This is a genomic window from Algibacter ulvanivorans (assembly GCF_048381495.1).
GTDB lineage: Bacteria > Bacteroidota > Bacteroidia > Flavobacteriales > Flavobacteriaceae > Algibacter_B > Algibacter_B ulvanivorans.
Window position 1 is genome coordinate 75,871 of sequence record NZ_JBLWGD010000007.1, and the last position, 20,450, is coordinate 96,320.

The 20,450-nt window shown below is 34.3% G+C and carries 13 protein-coding genes; 9 read left to right on the forward strand and 4 right to left on the reverse strand.

What is annotated here, in order from left to right; genetic code table 11:
* Nucleotides 1-8 precede the first annotated feature (8 nt).
* The 3 genes from ACNG5D_RS15005 to ACNG5D_RS15015 are packed head-to-tail and all read right to left on the reverse strand — an operon-like array spanning nucleotide 9 to nucleotide 3,351.
* The gene (locus ACNG5D_RS15005; protein ID WP_418184349.1) at nucleotides 9-1,325 is read right to left on the reverse strand and encodes a sugar MFS transporter; all 1,317 of its coding nucleotides are present in this window, start codon (nucleotides 1,323-1,325) and stop codon (nucleotides 9-11) included.
* A 48-nt stretch (nucleotides 1,326-1,373) separates the two neighbouring features.
* The gene (locus ACNG5D_RS15010; RefSeq protein WP_418184350.1) at nucleotides 1,374-2,447 is read right to left on the reverse strand and encodes a phosphotransferase enzyme family protein; all 1,074 of its coding nucleotides are present in this window, start codon (nucleotides 2,445-2,447) and stop codon (nucleotides 1,374-1,376) included.
* Nucleotide 2,448: 1 nt separating this feature from the next.
* Entirely contained in the window at nucleotides 2,449-3,351 is a 903-nt protein-coding gene (locus tag ACNG5D_RS15015; protein ID WP_418184351.1) for a nucleotidyltransferase family protein, read from the reverse strand.
* A gap of 159 nt (nucleotides 3,352-3,510) precedes the next feature.
* Between ACNG5D_RS15015 and ACNG5D_RS15020 the strand changes: the two genes are divergently transcribed.
* The gene (locus tag ACNG5D_RS15020; protein WP_418184352.1) at nucleotides 3,511-4,554 is read left to right on the forward strand and encodes a LacI family DNA-binding transcriptional regulator; all 1,044 of its coding nucleotides are present in this window, start codon (nucleotides 3,511-3,513) and stop codon (nucleotides 4,552-4,554) included.
* Here the strand turns inward: ACNG5D_RS15020 and ACNG5D_RS15025 are convergent.
* A complete protein-coding gene (locus ACNG5D_RS15025; protein ID WP_418184353.1) occupies nucleotides 4,551-5,186 on the reverse strand; it encodes a carbohydrate-binding family 9-like protein in 636 nt (211 codons plus the stop codon). The genes ACNG5D_RS15020 and ACNG5D_RS15025 overlap by 4 nt on opposite strands.
* 412 nt (nucleotides 5,187-5,598) lie before the next feature.
* Here ACNG5D_RS15025 and ACNG5D_RS15030 point away from each other — a divergent pair, with 412 nt between their 5' ends.
* From ACNG5D_RS15030 to ACNG5D_RS15065, 8 genes are all read left to right on the forward strand, one after another.
* Nucleotides 5,599-6,483, forward strand: a complete 885-nt coding sequence (locus ACNG5D_RS15030; protein WP_418184354.1) for an AraC family transcriptional regulator — start codon at nucleotides 5,599-5,601, stop codon at nucleotides 6,481-6,483.
* A 413-nt stretch (nucleotides 6,484-6,896) separates the two neighbouring features.
* On the forward strand, nucleotides 6,897-8,903 hold the full coding sequence (locus ACNG5D_RS15035; protein ID WP_418184355.1) for a discoidin domain-containing protein: 2,007 nt from the start codon (nucleotides 6,897-6,899) through the stop codon (nucleotides 8,901-8,903).
* A gap of 20 nt (nucleotides 8,904-8,923) precedes the next feature.
* Nucleotides 8,924-11,497: a T9SS type A sorting domain-containing protein gene (locus ACNG5D_RS15040; protein ID WP_418184356.1), complete on the forward strand. Its 2,574-nt coding sequence runs from the start codon at nucleotides 8,924-8,926 to the stop codon at nucleotides 11,495-11,497.
* Between the two features lie 375 nt (nucleotides 11,498-11,872).
* A complete protein-coding gene (locus tag ACNG5D_RS15045) occupies nucleotides 11,873-12,427 on the forward strand; it encodes a PepSY domain-containing protein (protein ID WP_418184357.1) in 555 nt (184 codons plus the stop codon).
* Nucleotides 12,428-12,619: 192 nt separating this feature from the next.
* Nucleotides 12,620-15,748: a SusC/RagA family TonB-linked outer membrane protein gene (locus ACNG5D_RS15050; RefSeq protein WP_418184358.1), complete on the forward strand. Its 3,129-nt coding sequence runs from the start codon at nucleotides 12,620-12,622 to the stop codon at nucleotides 15,746-15,748.
* A 29-nt stretch (nucleotides 15,749-15,777) separates the two neighbouring features.
* On the forward strand, nucleotides 15,778-17,706 hold the full coding sequence (locus ACNG5D_RS15055; protein WP_418184359.1) for a RagB/SusD family nutrient uptake outer membrane protein: 1,929 nt from the start codon (nucleotides 15,778-15,780) through the stop codon (nucleotides 17,704-17,706).
* Between the two features lie 20 nt (nucleotides 17,707-17,726).
* Nucleotides 17,727-18,932, forward strand: coding sequence for a DUF5000 domain-containing lipoprotein (locus ACNG5D_RS15060; RefSeq protein ID WP_418184360.1), 1,206 nt, complete (start codon nucleotides 17,727-17,729; stop codon nucleotides 18,930-18,932).
* A gap of 31 nt (nucleotides 18,933-18,963) precedes the next feature.
* Nucleotides 18,964-20,229: a DUF4998 domain-containing protein gene (locus tag ACNG5D_RS15065; RefSeq protein ID WP_418184361.1), complete on the forward strand. Its 1,266-nt coding sequence runs from the start codon at nucleotides 18,964-18,966 to the stop codon at nucleotides 20,227-20,229.
* Nucleotides 20,230-20,450: the final 221 nt, after the last annotated feature.

Sequence of the window (20,450 nt, forward strand, 5' to 3'; positions counted from 1 at the left end):
TTATTTTTTTAATTGATTTTTGTCCAGCCTTTTAATTTATGCCCCCAAATGGCAAAAAATAGAATAATGCCATAACATGGTATTAAAATCCAATAACTACTTGTAGATGCTGTAGACATGGCTTCTACTTGTTGCATTCCACCAGATATTAATTCTTCTTTATTAGCATCAACCAATCTTCCGTATAAAGGTGGAATTATAGCCCCGCCAGATATTGCCATAATTAATAATGCTGATGCCGTTTTGGTAAATTTACCTAAGCCCTCTAAGGTTAATGGCCATATTGCTGGCCATACTAAAGCGTTTGCTATACCTAATGCAGCTACAAAAAGAACTGAAGTAAAGCCTGTTGTTAACAAAATGCAAACACTAAAAATAACGCCCAGTATTGCACTCGCTATTAATGCTGTTTTTTGTTTTACATATTTGGGAATTAAAAATACACCTAACGCATAAGTAGCAACCATAGCCATTAAGGTATATGTAGTGAAAAATTTGGCCTCTTCACCTGTAAATCCTAATGATATTCCGTAAGCAATTATGGTATCGCCAGCTATAACCTCGGCGCCTACATAAACAAATAAAGCCAAAACACCTAACCATAAGTGAGGGAATTGAAAAATGCTAGTTTTGGCACTTTTACCTTCGGCTTGATTCTCGTTTACTTCGGCTTCTACATGTGGCAATGGTGCTTTTCTTATTAAAATACCTAACAAAAATAAAACGATAGCCATTACTATGTAAGGCATAAAAACACTATCTGCCATAGTGTTTAAAAGCTCTTCTTTTTCTTCTAAACTTACTGTTGATAGTTTTTCTTTAACCTCATCTATTCCAGACAACAATAAAGCTCCAAATATTAAAGACCCTAAAGCGCCCGCTGTTTTATTAGCTATTCCCATTATTGCAATTCGTTTTGCACCGCTTTCTATTGGCCCTAAAATGGTAATATATGGGTTGGATGCGGTTTGTAACAAGGTCATTCCTACTCCTTGTATAAATATCCCTGTTAAAAACACCCAATATGTTCTTGCCTCGGCTGCTGGTATAAAAACCAAAGCTCCTATAGCCATAATTATTAAACCTAAAGACATGCCTTTTCTATACCCTATTTTATTTAATATGTATGATGCGGGCAAGGCCATAACTACAAAAGATATATATGAAGCCGATGCAACTAAATAGGATTGCGCATCGGTTAGCTCGTTAATGGTTTTCATAAACGGAATTAAGGCACCGTTTATCCACGTTACAAATCCGAATATAAAAAATAGCCCTGCTATTATTGCAATGGGTACTAAATTAGAGTTTTTTGATGTTTGCATATTTTATAAATGATGTTATTAATGATTTTTAGCGAATATTAAAATTCTCTAATTTTCTAGTTTTAATAGTTGTTCGTTTAAACTCTGTAAAAGTTTAAATTGATTTTTTGCTCTATCTAAATTATGCTCTGGATACTTTGTTTTATAGTATATGTCGCCATTTAAATAGTCGGTTAAAAACCTTAATGCCATAATAAATATCATGGTTTTGGCTCCTAATGGGAGGTATTTTTCTTCTAATGGAGTTATAGCGTTTTTCATGTGCTTTAAAAAACCCTTTTTATAAGCTTTATAATACTCTACATTAAATGTTACCAAATCTAAATTGGTTTCATCTTCGGCTGCGGTATTACATATGGTTCGAATAGCATCACCAAAATCGTAATGTATAATTCCAGGCATTACAGTATCTGTATCTATAACACAAATTCCTTTATTTTTCCTATTAAAAAGAACATTTGATATTTTTGTATCGTTATGAGTAACTCGTGTTTTTATTGCCCCAGAATCCTTTAATGCTAAAAGAATATGCATTTCTTCTCTTGCATTGTTTATTATTTCAATATAATCTTTTGAGTCTTCTAGTCGCGCTTTTGTAGCTACTTTAATCGCATCTTCAAATTGAGAGTAACGAAAAGACATGTCATGAAAATTTGGGATAACTTCTATAAGATTTTTAGCGTCAAAATCGTTAGTTAGTGTTAAAAACTTACCCATAAGTTTTCCGCCTTCATAAGCTATTTCGCTGCTATTTACAGTATCGTGAGTTACACTTTTATCTATAAAATACATTAAATTCCAGTAGTTTCCATCTTCATCTTTATAGTAAGCTAAATCGTCTTTAGTTTTTACAAAAGAAAGCACACCGCGCTCTTGTTTTTTTACTGATTTATTTTCTAATTTTTTTTGAATATGACGACTTACGGCTACTTTATTTTCAATTAAACCTGGTACATCTTTAAAAACGCCATGGTTAATACGTTGCAAAACAAAATAGGGTTTTTGCGTAGTTTCTATTAAATACGTATCGTTAATATGCCCCGAAGCCAGTTCTTTATATAATGCATATTCTCCGTTGTGTTTAAACTGATTAAACACGTGCTTTAATTGTTCGTTTAACATATTACCAAAGATTTTTAGGATATTCGCCCTTTGCTTTTAGTTGCTCGATTGCTGTTTGCACAATGGCTTTATCTTCTTTATAAGTAACTCCAAACCATTGAGCTTCAGATTTTAAAACCTCAACACTTGCGTTACTTGATTTTAATATTTCATTAACTATAGATGGCAGATAAAACTCTGCTTTTAAATTGTTTTTATTAGCTTCTAAAAAGGTTTCGAATAGTTGTCCGCCAAACTCAAAACATTTTGGTGTAAAGCCCCAAAAATTCATGGACACAATTGTATTTTCATCAATAGCAATAAATTTACCTTCATCATCTTTACGCATAAGGTTTCCGTTAATCTTTTCGATATGGGTTCGTTCTGTAACGTCTACCAAATACCCTTCGTTGTTAACTTGACATTCGCCTCTAGACACATACCCATAATCTGAAACCGTATTTTTAAGTAAATATGCCATGGTATTAAAACCATACGAGTTTTTATCCTTTTGAGATAAAGATTTTGCCATAACTACAAAGGCTTCTTTTCCGTAAAAATCATCGCCATTTATTATCGCAAAATTTTCTTTTACAACATCTTTAGCCATTAACAGGGCATGACCTGTACCCCATGGTTTTGTACGCTCTGGGTTTATATATTTTTCTGGCACATTTTCTAACTCTTGGTATACATAAGCTACTTCTGCTTTTCCTTCTAGCTTTTTATTAAAAATGGCTTTAAACTCTTTTTCAAAACTTTTTCTTATAATAAAAACAAACTTTCCAAAGCCTGCTTGAAGTGCATCATACAAAGAAAAATCTATAATAGTATCTCCTTCTGGAGTAAAAGTATCTATTTGCTTTAGTCCACCATATCTACTACCCATTCCTGCAGCTAATATGACTAATGTTGGTTTATTCATTACAATATATTTAACTTAAAATGTTTATAAAAAACTTAATAAACACAATTAATTTTTTCAAAAATAGGAATTATTATTCAATTATGTGCTCGAACACACCATTTTTTTGTGTTCGAGCACATAATTACAGGTAAATCTTTTATTTATATATTTGCCTAGATGACAAAAAAATACACAATTCGTGATATTGCTAAAATGGCAGGAGTTTCAAAAGGAACTGTTGACAGAGTTATACATAAACGCGGTAAAGTTTCAGAAAAAGCGCTACAAAAAGTTACAGAAGTACTAGAAAAAATTGACTACCAACCTAATGTAATTGCCAAAAATTTAAAAAACAATAAGATTTATAATATTTATGTGCTTTTACCAGACCCTGTTAAAGACCCATACTGGATTCCTTGTACTAAAGGTATTAACAATGTAATATTAGAATTAGGCCATTTTGGAGTTAACATTACCACTACTTTTTTTGATCCCATAAACCCGAAATCTTTTTTAAAAGCTAACATAACGATACAAAATGAAATGCCAGATGCCGTTTTATTAGCACCTCTATTTTTTAAAGAAGCTAATATTGTATTAGCAGAATATGAAAGGCTAGGCATTATTGTTTCAACCTTTAATAATGATATTGAATCTATAGGCGTAAAAAGTTTTATAGGGCAAGACTTATTTCAAAGTGGGCGTGTTGCTGCAAAGTTGTTACATAGCATAGGTAGTAATGGCGATCTTGCCGTTATTAATATTGAAGAACAATATGAAAATGCTATTTTTATGCAAGAAAAAGAAAAAGGATTTAAAAGCTATTTTAGTACAAAACAAAATTTTAACTCGAATATATTACTATGTAATATAAAATATTCTGATTTTGAAAATGTACTAACTAACTTTATTAAAGAAAACCCTAAATTATCTGGAATTTTTGTAACAACCTCGAAAGCATATCTTGTTGCAGAAATTATTAAAAATATAAATCATAAAAAAATTAATTTAGTAGGCTACGATTTAATAAATGAAAACATTAAATATTTAAAAGAAGAAGTTATTGATTTTTTAATACACCAAAACCCTATGCAACAAGCATACTTTGGTCTTAAATTTTTAGTTGAACACTTTATTTTTGAAAAAGAAATACCAAACCAACTACTATTACCTTTAGATATAATAAATTCTGAGAATTTTAAACTTTACAAAACCAATTAAAGCAATTCTAACACACCAAAAGATGATGGGGTATGAAAGTTTGGTGTATCTGTTTTAGGATTTACCCAAGTTATCCATGTGGGTTTAAAAGTTTCATTCTTTTGTTTGTTATACTTAGCACGATAAATTCCTGTTTCTATCCTGTTACTCCTTAACACTCCTAGTTTAGTAAGCGAACTTTTATTAATTGCAATTTCTACTGTAAAAAAACGAGATTGTACTGATGATTTAACAACAATATCATTAATGGGCCATTTCCAATTAAAATTAAATTGTTTATTCGGTTTAGCTAAAAAATCCATAATTCTGGAAGTAGAATCTATCTCTAAACAGTAATAAGGATTTAATGAAGCATTGGTTCTAAAAAATAGTTCTACCCTATCCGAATTATTAATACTGTTATTAATATTAGCCGTTTGATGAATATATGTTTGCGAATCGTGAACGGTAAATAGAAAAAATACTTTTTCTAAGTTATGAAGCGCCTTAAATTCCACTTTATGTATGGGTTTATTATCCCAAGGCGAAGAAAAATCGGTTAAACTACTGGCTTTATTCCAGTTATGATGATTTCCGTTTCCTGAAATAGCAAACTCTTTATCATCAATAAAATTTACATTATAAGTTTTCATTATAAATAATGTATTAATTTAAATTTACCTCATGTTTATTATCAAAACCATCTTTTTTTAATCGAATTAACTTGTTGCTTAATGTTTTTACTTTTTCTGGCATAGCCATAGCAAGGTTATTCAATTCTAAAGGATCCTTTTTTAAGTTATAAAGTTGTTGTGTTTACTAAATCTCTCCATTATTTTATTTACCGTCTAATCTAAATTCATAAAAAACCTACTCCTTTAAATTTCTGGCACCAAAACCAAATCTCATATTTTTTTACTTCTAAACAGACTACACCTGTACATAGTTAAAATGTTCTTTTTATAATTTGAATCCAAATTTAATTGATATATTGAAAAAATAATACTTTTGTAATAAACTAATCACTTTTTTCTATGTAATTTTCAAAAAACAACAAAGCTAAACATGACCACCACCACTCTTAAAGAAGGCTTTTTAGGGCAAAAGATGATAGCTTTACCTAAAGCTGTTATTAAAACCATTAAAAAAAACTCAATAACGAAATCGTTTTACATAAGTGATTTAGGGTATTATCCAACCGCCCATCATCACCATCGTATTCGAAAAAGAGGAGCCAAACAATATATTTTTATTTATTGCACCAAAGGAAAAGGAGAAATTAGGCTGAATGATATTACAACGAAAATAAGTCCAAACCAATTTTTTATTCTTCCTAAAAACGTTAAACATGAATATTCTGCAGATAAAAAAGATCCTTGGAGTATTTATTGGTTTCATTTTAATGGCAGCCTGACCTCTAAACTTTATAACAGATACGTCTCAAATCCTACTAACTTAAGAAACATTCCATTCTCTGCCGATAACATTGAATCTTTCGATAAAATATTCAACTTATTTGGCAATAACAACCTAGAACACAGTTTAGAATATGCAAATATCTTGGCTCTAAATTTTATAAGTTCATTTATATATTATCATACTGAGGAGCAAACAGAATTAAATCAAAGCGATAATGTCATTGATGCTATAAGGGAATATTTATTAAGCGACTTACAAAAAAACCATACTCTAGACCACATTTCCGAGAGATTCAACTATTCAAAATCTTACCTGCATACCAAGTTTAAAAAAAGAACAGGGTACTCCATTATCGTTTTCCATAACTTAAAAAAGGTACAAAAAGCCTGCGAGTATTTAATTTATACAGACTTAAGCATAAAGGAAATAAGCTTTAAAGTAGGCTTTGACGACCCTTTATATTTTTCAAGAATATTTAAAAAATATATGGGCAAATCCCCTAGGAAATATAAAAATGGTTGGCAAAAATAAAAATTATTTTGAAAACCCAGCTTTGTCCTATTTTAAAATATAACAAGACCCAATATTTAGAATAACACAGATTAACCTACCTCCTAGTTACACCTACTAGTTGTTTTTCGATTTCTTCTTCACCTATTACCCTCTAAACCGAGTGAGGCATTTATATTGATAAAAACACCCTCTATTTAGACAAGCCTTTTTATACAATAACATTTAAAAGTGACACACAAGTCCTGCTTAATTTCAAAATGAACATTCTAATTCCCCTATTACACTCAAAATAAACACAAAAATCTATCCATTTAATAAAATCATCCATGTTTGAAGAACATGAAGTAATTAAATTTGGGAGATTACTATTACCGTTTATTCCAACAAATTCAATACCCCAACGTAACTAAAATTAGATAAAAACTAAAACTATGAGGAAATTTTTACCAATCTTATTTTTATTTACATCAATAAACACCTGTTTTTCACAATACATAGATGAAAATACACCTAAGAATGTTCAACCATCCAACTCTCATATTGATAGCAATTGGGTTCTTGACTTTAGTGACGAATTCAACTTAAATACTGTCGATAAAAACAAGTGGAATATTGACCACAGTACCAAATCAAGAGCTGCTCGACCTAAGATAGGGGTCTCAGACTGGAGATGGAAACCAGAGAACGTATCCGTAGAAAATGGAAATTTAATACTTAAAGTATACAAAACGGGAAACTCCTCGATGACCAACGGATCCATAAACAGTCACAATAAGTACTTAACCAAGTACGGCTATTTTGAAGCCCGTATAAAAGTAGGAGATGCTAGCAAGGGTACTCACACCGCTTTTTGGTTACAAAGCCCTAACATGGGTAATGTTGATGGCACCGCCAACGACGGTGCTGAAATCGACATTTTTGAAACGGCATGGACAGAAGACTACACAAAATCTGTGGTACATATTGACGGTTACGGAGCAGACCATCAAGCCAACACAAAGCAGTACAATACCCCTGGTATTCATTCCGGCTTTCACACATGGGGTTTTCATTGGACTGAAAGTTTCATGGATATTTACTATGACGGTGTTTTTAAAGTGCGATATTCAAACCCTAAATGGGTAGTAAAAAGTCTTGAGTTTCTTTGGTTATCCAACGGAGCAAGTTTTGGAGTTAGCGGAGACCAATACTTTAAAGACTATCCGATTGGTTATCTTACAGAAACACATGTAGACTATATTAGAGTTTGGAAAACACCCACAGCAACCGATCTTGACGAGTCGCTTTTAAAACAAGACAAATGGCGATTAATTATGGCCGATAGCGAAGACACAGAAGGCACAGGAAACCCTGCTATTAATGCCTTTGACGACAACCCAAATACCTTTTGGCATACAGAATGGAAAAACAATCAGCCACAGCATCCTCACGAAATCCAAATTGACCTTGGAGAAAAAGCAAAAATAGATGCATTTAAATACTTACCAAGACAAGACAACAATACCAACGGGAACATTACCCAATATGAATTTTACGTAACAAACAACACATCAAATTGGGGCACCCCAATTGCTAGCGGGAGTTTTATTGGAGACCACACCCTTAAAACGGTAAACTTTAATGAAACTGTAGAATGTAGGTATATTAAAATGGTTTCTTTAGCGGCTAACAATAGTGCCCCTTTTGCCAATATTGCAGAATTATACCTTAAGGGCACATACCCCGACCAACTAAGCCAAGCTTCCTGGCAATTAATTATGGCCGATAGTGAGGATACAGAAGGCACAGGAAACCCTGCCGTTAATGCTTTTGATGATAATCCAAATACCTTTTGGTTTACAGATTGGGCAAACAAACAACCCACACACCCGCATGAAATTCAAATTAACCTTGGAAAACAAGCAACCATCGAAGCCTTTAAGTATTTACCCAGACAAGATGGAAAAACCAATGGGAATATTACACAATATGAGTTTTATGCAACTAAAACCCTATCAAACTGGGGTAGCCCGATATCTGCTGGCTCTTTTCTTGGTGACGATACTTTGCAAATAACCTATTTTAACGAGGCTGTAGAATGTCAATATATTAAAGTAGTTGCCTTATCTGATGTAAATAACTCGCCATTTACCAACATTGCCGAAATTTATTTAAACGGTTCTTACAACTCCCAATTAAATACTCAGCTTAAAACCAAAACAGATTTTAACGTTTACCCTTCCCCTTTTAAAGACGAACTTTTTATTAAACAGAATTATCGTGGTAAATATAAAACTTGGCAAATATTCTCTATTAACGGAATACTTATAAAGGAAGGGCATTTCCCAATTTCAAAAGACAATATCAATATAAAACTAGATAATCTAGCACCTGGAATATATATATTAAATGTTCAGGGCAACTCTATCTATAAAAACAAACTAGTTATAAAAGAATAACACGCTTAACATAAAAAAACATGAAAACTTCAAAAAAAATAATCATAACCGTTTCGTTTTTATTATTGCTGCTATTAGTGGAATTCGTACTATTTTTTAAAAACGCCAACACACCTATTACTTCCCAACAAACTGAGGAGCACCAAGAAGAATACGAAGAAGAACCAGAAGAAAACATACTCCCTGAAGAATTTTTTGACCCAAAAACCCTAAACAACGAAGAGCTTGCTGAATATAAAAAATGGAGAAACACCCTTGAAAAAACAGGGTATAAGTTTACAAATTACAACGTTTTGACATCTTCCGAAACGCAATTTTTAAAATTCGACAACATAGAAGAAACTCCAAATCTATACGCTTATGCCAACAACACCATTACAGGTTCTTGGCATCAAAAAAACCTTACTTTATTTGATGATAGTGGGTTCCGAGCAGATGGTTCTACCTACGACCCCGTAAACGAAGAGCTTTATGTAGTTTCATTTGCAGGCCACCTATATAAAATTGACGAAAATGCTCCAATTAAATGGTCGCTTAGAAACCACAAAAAAAACTTATTAGGAGACGATTTTAACGGTATTAACCTACCTGATAACAGTTTTCGATTATTACACCAAAAAGCAAATGGACCCATGGAGTTTTCTGATGATGAAGGCCGAAATTGGATTGATGCAAATGGCGCCTTTTTCCAAAGTTCTTGGAATCACAAAACATTGGTTAGTAAAACCCCATCCGGCAGAAAGATTACCGCCCATGGCGGAAGTTACATTAACGACACCGCCTACGATCGGCTATTTATTTCAACCGATTACGGCTTAAACTATACCGAATCGAGCATTAGGTTCAAAAAATCAGATTTTGAAGTAATCATAAGCAAACCACACAGCAGCAATACGATTTATTGTTTTGCCAGAAGAAAAAGTGATTCTAAAATTTTAATTTATAAAATGAGCGAGAGCGACAATGACTTTTCACTACTTCGCACCACAACGCAATCCTTTTCAGCAATAAATAGTATTTTTGGTTCTCATATAAATAGTGCAACACACTTTTACATTAGTAGTGGCAACAAGCTTTTCTATTCAAACAACGAAGGTCTAACATGGTTACAAACTAATAGCAATAACGACCGCCCAGTTACCGAGGTTCACCCAACACAACCTAATATTTGTTATAAAGGGTTTGTAGAACTGTTCATGTCTACAGACTACGGCGCAACATGGAGCAAAAACAACCATTATTTAAGCAGTTATTACGTATGGGATTTACAACACATGAAAACCTACGATAAAGAAAATGGAGACCACTTTACTTTTGCTGGATTTGATTTTGGAAGTTTCTATACCAGCAACCCTATGATGTGGAACTCCTGGACATCCATTAATTCGGGTTCGCCAAATATTATGGCCTATGATGCTACAACAAGCGAAACAAACGATAAAATTTATACAGCAAACCAAGACCGAGGTTCCCAAGGCTTTATTGATATTCCTAATACAGACAATATTTATAATGCAGCCCGTGAAGCTAATACTGATGTTTTACGTGTTCAAGTTTCAAATGACGAATCGTCTGTATGGTTTTGGTATTATTACGGAACCATTGGACATGCTTCGGTGGCAAACGGAGGAGATTATAGAACTGTAGTACGAAAAGATTTCTATTCAAGCTGGTGGGCCACAAGTATGGTTCCTTCTCCTAATATAAACGAAGATGCCATTTACATCCCTGCTGGAGGCAATAAACTAAATAAATATATATATCAAAACGGTAGCATTACGCAATCATTCCATCCATTCGTGTTTCCTGGCCCGCCCATTAGCTTTGCTTATTCCAAAATAAATACCAACAGATGGTATGTAGGCTTAAAAAATGGAGGGCTCATGTTTTCTGCTAACGGAGGCCAAAACTTCAGTACTTCTAATTATTCTGGCCCTTGGCCCGGACAAGACGACTCTCATAGAAAACGACGCACCGTTATAGCTACGAGTCCAATTGACGAGTCTACTGTTTATTTTGCTGGCAAAGGAAATTTGTTCCTTGAATCGAAAGACGGAGGACTAAATTTCACCAATAAAAACACAGGATTAAACGTAGCACGGATAACAGATTTAGCGGTTTCGCCCAATGGAAAATACATTTTTGCTTCATGCGAATCTGATGGAGCTTGGGTTTATTCAACTGAAAATAACAGATGGTATAAAATGGATGGTTTCCACTTACCCAATGTCCAGTTTACCGATGTACAATTTATAAAATCTAAAAACCTGGTAAGGTTTGCTACTTATGGATCTGGAATTCTAGACTTTAAAATTAATGAAAACCTATTATCAATTTCAAAAAACAAAAGTAAATCCCCTTCAATAAATGTCGTTCCCAACCCTACTTCTGGTGTTTTTGAGATAAAAACCAACTCTTTAGCACCCAAGGTAAATATAGATTTGTATTCTGAAAATGGTACGCTTTTATCAAAACAAACCTACAAACAACAAAATGGAAAAATAAGCCTCGACATAACTAACCATAGTAGCGGAGTTTATATTTTAAAAATGCATTTAGAAAAAAGCCACACAATTAAAGTAGTTAAAAATTAATGCTCTAAGTTTATTTAGTTTATATATAATGATTTCAAGTAGTTATAGTTTCGTAAGCTATTTTATGTTCTATTATTAGTATTTATTTTGCCATCACTAATAATAAAACTTCATTTACAAAACCAACTTAAAGCATCTCCCATTTTTAAAAATAGAAAAATCCATATTGTTCCAGAATTTTTAGATGTGATAAAAAGGATTAAAGAAAACATTGATGTATTATTTTACTTTATACACATCATTATAATGAAACTAAAAGAGCTCATAAAATAATTCAACAACCAAGCACCGATCTACCCCTATAGCTAAAAGTAACATCACTAAAATTTCCTATTATTAATGGTCTATATGCCATAAAAAATCAATAACTTTTTAATGTCCAAAAGAGCCAAGCAAGCTAAAGTAATCCGCTTTTTTAGAAAAGCCCATAGAATCACTGGTATTTATCTATTCGTTCTTTTCTTCATACTCTCTATTTCTGGACTGTTACTAGGCTGGAAAAAGCACAGTAAGGGCCTAATACTTCCTCGAACCGAAATCGGGGTTTCAAACAATCCTAGTCAATGGCTACCCCTTTCCAACTTACAACATAAAGCTCTTGAATCTATAAAATCAAAAAATAAGAGTATTACAGAAATAAGTAGAATTGATATACGTCCAGAAAAGGGTATTGCTAAATTTACTTTCAAAAATGAATATTGGGAATTACAAATGGATTGTACAACAGCCGAAGTATTGGCGATAAAAAAAAGACATTCAGATTGGCTAGAAGATATCCACGATGGCTCAATACTTGACAATTTATTCAAAACAAAAGTAGAGATTACAAAAATAATTTACACTACCTTAATGGGTTGCGCATTAATGCTTTTCACCATAACAGGTTTTTGGTTATGGATAGGTCCAAAAAAAATGAAAAAAACCAAGTAATTCTGAACTTAATATACTTTAACAAAAAATTAATATTATTATCCATATATCCCATTTTTTTATCCATTTTTTAACATATTCTTAACCTTAATTTAGTTGCATTAATAGTAACAAACACTCAAAACCTCTTACAAAAATGTAATCTTATTAGATTGTTCAATAGAGGATTAACTAACCGACCTAATTGAAAATATGAAAAAAAAACATTTAATCATTCTACTAATTCTGTTCAGCCAGACTGTTTTTTCCCAAATTATAGTCAAGGGCTCTGTTAAAGATAAAAACGGCACCCCTTTGCTCGGTGTTAACGTTCTCGAAAAAGGCACTACTAATGGGGTAGCTGCAGATTTTGATGGTATTTACGAAATTAAAGTAACAGACAATGAAGCCATTTTAGTATTTTCATTTTTAGGCTATCAAACAAAAGAAATTACTGTAAAAAACGAAACTACTATTAACATCGTCCTTATAGAAGATCTTTCAGAATTAGATGAAGTCGTTCTAGTAGGCTTTGGTAAACAAAAGAAAGAAAGCTTAGTAAGTTCAATAACCAGTATATCACCTGGCGAGCTTAAAGCACCAACAAGTAACCTTACCTCTATGATGGCTGGCCGTGTGGCAGGTATGATTGCATTCCAAAGAAGTGGCGAACCTGGTGCAAACAATTCAGATTTCTTTATTCGTGGATTAGGCTCTTTCGGTGCTGGCAAACGCAATCCATTAATCCTAATAGACGGCATAGAATCCTCATCCACTGATATGGCTAGACTACAACCCGACGATATAGAATCATTTTCTGTATTAAAGGATGCTGCGGCAGCTTCAATTTATGGTGCTCGTGGTGCTAATGGAGTAGTACTTATTTCTACTAAAAGCGGTAAATCAGGTAAAGTTAAGTTTGATTTCAGAGTTGAAAACAGATTTTCTTCCAACACCGATAATTTTAAGATTGCAGATAACATCACCTACATGAAGCTTGCCAATGAAGCTACTTTAACACGAGACCCATTAGCGCCGTTACCCTATTCGCAAAACAAAATAGAAAGAACTGCTGCTGGCGCTAACCCACTACTCTATCCTAACAACAATTGGATAGACCAATTAATAAAGGATTACACTTGGAATCAAGCTTTTAATCTAAGTGCTAGTGGTGGGTCTGAAAAAGCTCAATACTATGTCGCAGGAACATTTAATGTAGACAATGGTCTATTAAACGTAAACGGGCTAAACGATTTTAATAATAATATCAAACTGTATAATTACTCATTAAGAAGCAATATAAACTTACAATTAACACCAACCACAGAAGGAATTATAAGACTATACGGCCAATTTGACGATTATACAGGCCCTATAGGCGGAGGGCAAAGAATATTTAACTCAGCGCTATACTCCAATCCGGTATTATTTCCTAATGTATACCCAGAAAGTCTATCTCCATTTACTACCCACCCCATGTTTGGAGGTGCAGAAACTCGTCCGGGGAGTGGTGTTTTAGCCCAAAACCCTTATGCCGAAATGGTAAGGGGATATCAAGTCTATAAAAACTCTACTTTACAAGTACAGTTAGAGTTAAAACAAGATCTAGGCTTTTGGACTGAAGGCCTGAGCGCTAGGGCCATGGGATATATTAGAAGGTTTTCCTATTTTGATGTCACAAGAAGCTATAACCCCTTCTATTATTCATCTCGTAGAAATCCAGAGAATGGCGAAATAATCCTCAACGTTTTAAACGATGGTAGCGAGGGCTCAATTGGAACTACAGGGACTGAATTTTTAGATTACAATCCTGGTAACAAAAACTTAGATTCTAGAATTTATCTTGAAACTGCTATTAATTATAACCGTACTTTTAATGATGTGCACTCTGTATCTGGTATGTTGATAAATTTAATATCAAGTTACCAAACCGGCAACGCAGGGTCGTTACAAGCATCTTTACCTAGCCGAAACCACGGTTTATCAGGCAGGTTTACCTACGGTTATGACAATCGATATCTATTTGAGTTTAATTTTGGTTACAATGGTTCAGAGCGTTTTTCTGCTGGTAAAAGATACGGATACTTTCCCTCAATAGGTCTTGCTTACAGGATTTCTAACGAAGACTATTTTCAATCTTTAAAAAATGTGGTTAACGATTTAAAACTAAGATTTACCTTTGGAGAGATTGGAAATGATGAAATAGGTAGACAGGAAGATAGGTTCTTTTATCTATCAAACGTTAACCTGAACGATGGCACCTATGGAGCTTCTTTTGGTGAGGAATTTGGCTTTAGTAGGCCTGGGGTTTCAACAAGTCGGTACTCAAACCCTAACATAACATGGGAAAAATCCAAACAAACCAATATTGGTTTGGATGTAGGATTGTTTAAATCCCTAACCATTTCGGCCGATTATTTTAAACAACATAGATTTAATATTCTTCAGCAAAGAAGTGATGTTGGATCAACCTTAGGACTACAGGTAACGCCTTCAACAAACTTTGGCGAAGTAGAAAGCAAAGGTTTTGAACTCTCTATGGATTACAATAAACAGCTTTCTAGTAGCTGGTGGACTAGCCTTAGAGCCAACATGACCTATTCTACAAGCGAAATTTTAGAATTTGCAGAAATAGACTATCCTAACGAACTTTCGTACCTAAAAAGAAAAGGCAACTCCATCGCTCAGGGCTATGGGCTAATTGCTGAAAGATTATTTGTAGATGACGAAGAAGTAGCAAACTCACCAACACAGTTTGGCGATGTAAGAGGAGGCGACATAAAATATAGAGATGTTAATGGCGATGGTGCTATTACTGATGCAGACCGTGTACCAATAGGACTACCTACAACCCCAGAACTAATCTACGGTTTTGGTGGAACAATTGGCTATAAAGATTTTGATTTTAGTTTGTTTTTTCAAGGCTCGGCTAGATCTAGCTTTTTTATAAGACCCAACTTAATACAACCATTTTTTATAAATGGTAGTTCTGAAAGTGGATTACTTAAAGCAATTGCCGATGACCATTGGTCTGAGAACAACCGGAACGTTTATGCTTTTTGGCCCCGACTAAGCACCCAACAAGAGGTAAACAACAACCAACCTTCAACATGGTGGATGCGCAATGGTGCTTTTCTAAGGCTGAAAAACATTGAGTTTGGTTACAATGCGCCAAAATCCATCGCAAACAAAATAGGTCTTGAAAACCTTAGAGTTTATGCTAGTGCTATAAATGTTGCCGTATGGAGCTCTTTTGACTTATGGGATCCTGAACAAGGAGCAAATGGACTGGGTTACCCTATACAATCAGTTTATAACATAGGCTTAACTGCAAGACTTTAATTAAATTTAATTTAAAAAAATCACATAATATGTTTTTAAATAAAATTAGAACACTAGCTATTCTGTTAACATCAATCATAAGCTTTCAATCATGTGAGAGCCACTTAGATGTTGTTCCAGATAGCGCACCTACAATAGACAATGCTTTCACCTTACGAAACGAAGCTGAAAAATATTTATTCACTTGCTATTCTTATTTACCAAAAAACGGCGATGTGCGGTTTAATATAGCCATGCTCGCTGGAGACGAAATTTGGAAGAATGACATCACTTTAGACGATGTTTCAAATTTTGAAATTGCAAAAGGCAACCAACGTGCCGGTAACCCATTAGTAAATGTTTGGGACGGTAACTCTTATGGTGCTGGCCCAGGCAACAACTTTGACATTTTTGATGGTATTCGACATTGTAACATTTTTATAGAAAAAATGACCGACAGGAACAATGCTAGAGATTTAGACGAATCAGAAAGAACAAGGTGGATTGGAGAGGTCGAATTTTTAAAGGCATATTACCACTATTATCTACTCAGGATGTATGGCCCTATTCCTATAATCGATAAAAATATACCAATTGAAGCATCAACCGAAGAGATAAACGTATATCGAGCGCCTTTTGATGACTGTGTTTCATATATCTCAGATTTATTAGATCAATCAGCCGAAAAGCTACCAGAATCTATAGAAGACATAACCAATGAGTTAGGGCGCATAACAAAACCCATCGCGTTGGCCATTAAGGCAAAGCTCCTTACTATGGCAGCAAGCCCATTATTTAATGGAAATCCAGACTATGTTGGTTTTGTTGATAGCCAAGGTACAGCATTAATGAATACTACTTACGACTCACAAAAATGGAGCAAAGCGGCCGATGCTGCCCTAGCAGCCATTCAATCAGCCGAGGCAAGTGGCAATAGCTTGTTCTATTTTGAACAAAACCAGTTTGACCTATCTGAAACCACCCTCACCAAACTCAGTATTAGGCAAGCCATAACAGAACGGTGGAACCCAGAAATTGTATGGTCTAATCCTAACAGCAGAACAACAAACCTGCAATATTACTGTATGGTTCCAGTAAGTGCAGAATATAACCATACACTTGCACAAAAGATTTTGTCGCCACCACTAAAAATAGCCAAACTATTTTATACTAAAAATGGTGTTCCTATTAATGAAGACAAAACATTGAACTTCACAAACGAAACAGAATTAAGGCTTGCCACAGCAGAGGAGAGTTATAACATAGAAGGAGGCTTCCAAACAGCACGAATAAATTTTGACAGAGAACCACGATTTTATGCTAATTTAGGATTTGACGGCAGTACTTTTTATAAACGAGACAGCCCATCAAAATCCGATGAAAACACCTGGGTGATACGAGCTAAATATAATGACTATGCTGGTAGTAACGCAGGGGTGCTTTACAATGTTTCTGGGTACTATATTAAAAAACTAGTAGATTGGCGCATGACAAATTCAACGGGAGAACCCTACAGGTCTTACGCATGGCCAGAAATAAGATTGGCAGACCTCTACTTATTGTACGCAGAAGCATTAAACGAAGCTGAAGGCCCAACAGCCAATGTTCTTGAGTATACCAACAGAGTTAGACAAAGAGCAGGTCTTGAAGATATTGCAGAATCCTGGACTAATTTTTCTGTAAACCCATCAAAATATACCACTAAAGAAGGCATGAGGGAAATACTTCATCAAGAACGTTTAATCGAACTAGCCTTTGAAGGCCAACGCTTTTGGGATTTAAGAAGATGGAAAAAAGCATCTGAAGAGTTAAACAAAGACATTACAGGTTGGAACTATTTAGGCGTTACACAAGAAGAATATTACCAAATAAGAACTTTAGAACTTCAAAAGTTTGTAGCACCCCGAGATTACCTATGGCCGCTTTCAGAAAACACACTTTTACAAAACCCCAATCTCGTTCAAAACCCTGGTTGGTAAAACCATAAAAAATAATGAATATGAAAAATATTATCTTAAAATACTGCTTAGCTATAGTTTGCCTTGCCATGCAAATGTCTTGTAGTGACGATCAAAACGAACACTCTCCTTTAAGTAATGACAACTCTGTACCTGGCCAGGTAACCAACATAACGGTTACAAATCTATCAGGAAAATCAGAAATCAATTACGCTTTACCAGATGATGATAACTTACTGTATGTTAAAGCCATTTACAAACTTGATAATGGAACCGATATGGAGGTAAAATCTTCATACTACAAAAAATCTTTGCTCATTGATGGATTTGCCGAAGCTGGTCCCAGAGACATATCTCTGTATTCAGTTAGCAGAAACGAAGTTGAGTCCGATCCAGTTGTGGTAACAATAAACCCAAAAGAATCTCCCTTATTTGATATTTTTAGAAGCCTCGAGGTAGGACCTGATTTTGGAGGGCTATTTGTAGAAGCAGACAACCCAGACCGTACAGACATAGCCATATTAGTGATGGAAAAAGACGATAACGGCGATTGGGTTACCAATGGCAATAGCATTTACACCTCTACAAATGAAATTTTTAGAACCATAAGAGGCTTAGATACTCTGGATTACGAATTTGCATTCACTATTCGCGATAGGTTTTTAAACACCTCAGACACCTTGTTCCAAACCATAAAACCCATCTACGAAACTGAAATACCAAGAACTCAATATAATGGTTATCCATTACCTGGAGATGCTCCTACAGACGATTTTGGGTTTGGTCTAGACAGGCTTTTTGATAATAACTTTAGAGGTTGGCCAAGAATTTATATTACTGATGCCGCCCCGCCACCACCCCACGCTTTTACTATTGACCTAGGGCAAGAAGTAAAAATAAGCCGTGTAAAAATTTGGGATTACCCCCAACAAACCTCAAGTGGTTTTTTCTACTATTGGCAATTTAACATGAGAAAATTTGAAATATGGGCCTCAAACTCTCCAAATACCGACGGTAGTTGGGCCAGTTGGGATTTGCTGGGAACCTTCGAAGTAATTAAACCATCAGGACTACCTCTTACCCAACAGAACAACGAGGATATAGAATTTGCTCAAGACGGATTCAATTGGCCAATCCCTATTACAGCGCCCAAATATAGGTACCTTAGAATTAATAACTTAGAAAACTGGGCTGGTTCTGGGCGTTTAGCCATTGCCGAAATGAGAGTATACGGAGATACCCGATAATATAAATTGAAAATTAAAATTTAATTAAAAAATGATTGATATTATAAAAACAATACAGCTACTTCGCATAACTTTTGTTATTGCGGGCATTTTAGCCCTTTCTTCATGCTCAAACCAAGAAGAAGATGACTACAAAAAATTTGTTACTAGTGGAGAAATAATATACACAGGCAAAATAGACTCTTTAAAAACATTTGCTGGTAAAAACCGTATTATGCTCAACGGAGAACTTAGCCCTGATCCTAAAGTAACTTCTATCAAAATTTATTGGGCTAATAAAAAGGGTAATACTGTTATACCCGTAAACAAAGAAGATATAGCTAAACCTGTTAGTTATATTATTGACGGGCTAGAAGAAAACCTTTACAACTTTGAAATACAAACCTTCGATGACGATAACAACAGCTCTATTCCCGTTTTTATTACAGGAAAAGTTTATGGTAATAGATACCAGAACTCATTAATTAACAGGCCTCTTCTAAAACAAGATTTAGAAGAAGATACCCAATCTGCCCTTGTTGAATTCGCACCAGTTGATATTACTTCTGGTATCCTATTCTCTGAATTGGAGTATTTAGATAGTGAGGGCGACCTAATAACCATTGAAGTTCCCACAGAAACAGAATCTATTACCTTAGATAATTTCACAAACGGCAGCACCTTTAAATACCGTACTGCCTTCTTGCCAGAAGAAACAGCTATTGACACCTTTTATACAGATTACAAAGTAATAACACCTTCAGTTCCCATCTCTAAACCTCCATACTTTAAAAATGGAGTAAAACCATTTGCTGTTGCAGAATTTAGCGGAATTAGATATGGTACTCCAAAAGATTGGATTCATAACGAAGGTGCTTTAAACCATAATGGCTACGGAGTTTATGACAACAATAGTGGTGGTGGTATATTCAATCTAGTTAGTGGCTATGGCGAACCCAAATTGGTCAATGCAAAGGTGTACCAAAAAATGCGATTAACACCAGGAACTTACACTTATAAAGTTGTTACAGAAGGCAACAATTACAACGGTGTAAACGATCAAGTATACGCAACAGTAGCCTTGGGCAACACCCTACCCGATGTTAAAGATGTTGAAACCGCATCATCTACACTTGGCTTTGCGCGCATATCGGGACCTGCCAATACCTATACAATAGAATTTACTCTCACAGAAGATTTTACAGATATAGCTATTGGCCTTGCAGCAACAAATGGTATTGACCCTAGCAACCCAGATGCCGAGCCAGTAAATATTAATAGATATATGACGTTTGCGTCTTTTACATTAAGCAAGTAGTAAGTTTATTGTTTTAATTTTTTATAATATAAAAAATCTCGAGAAATAGCCCTCGAGATTTTTTTATTCAATATTTTTTATAATTTAAGATTATCGAAATGCCAAATAAAATAACTCTTGCTGCCACTACTGAGCAAATCTAAATTTCAATAAACTCATTTTTAACTAGAATTTTGTAGGATTTTATTTTCTATTTTTTATATTTAATATCTGTGTATAAA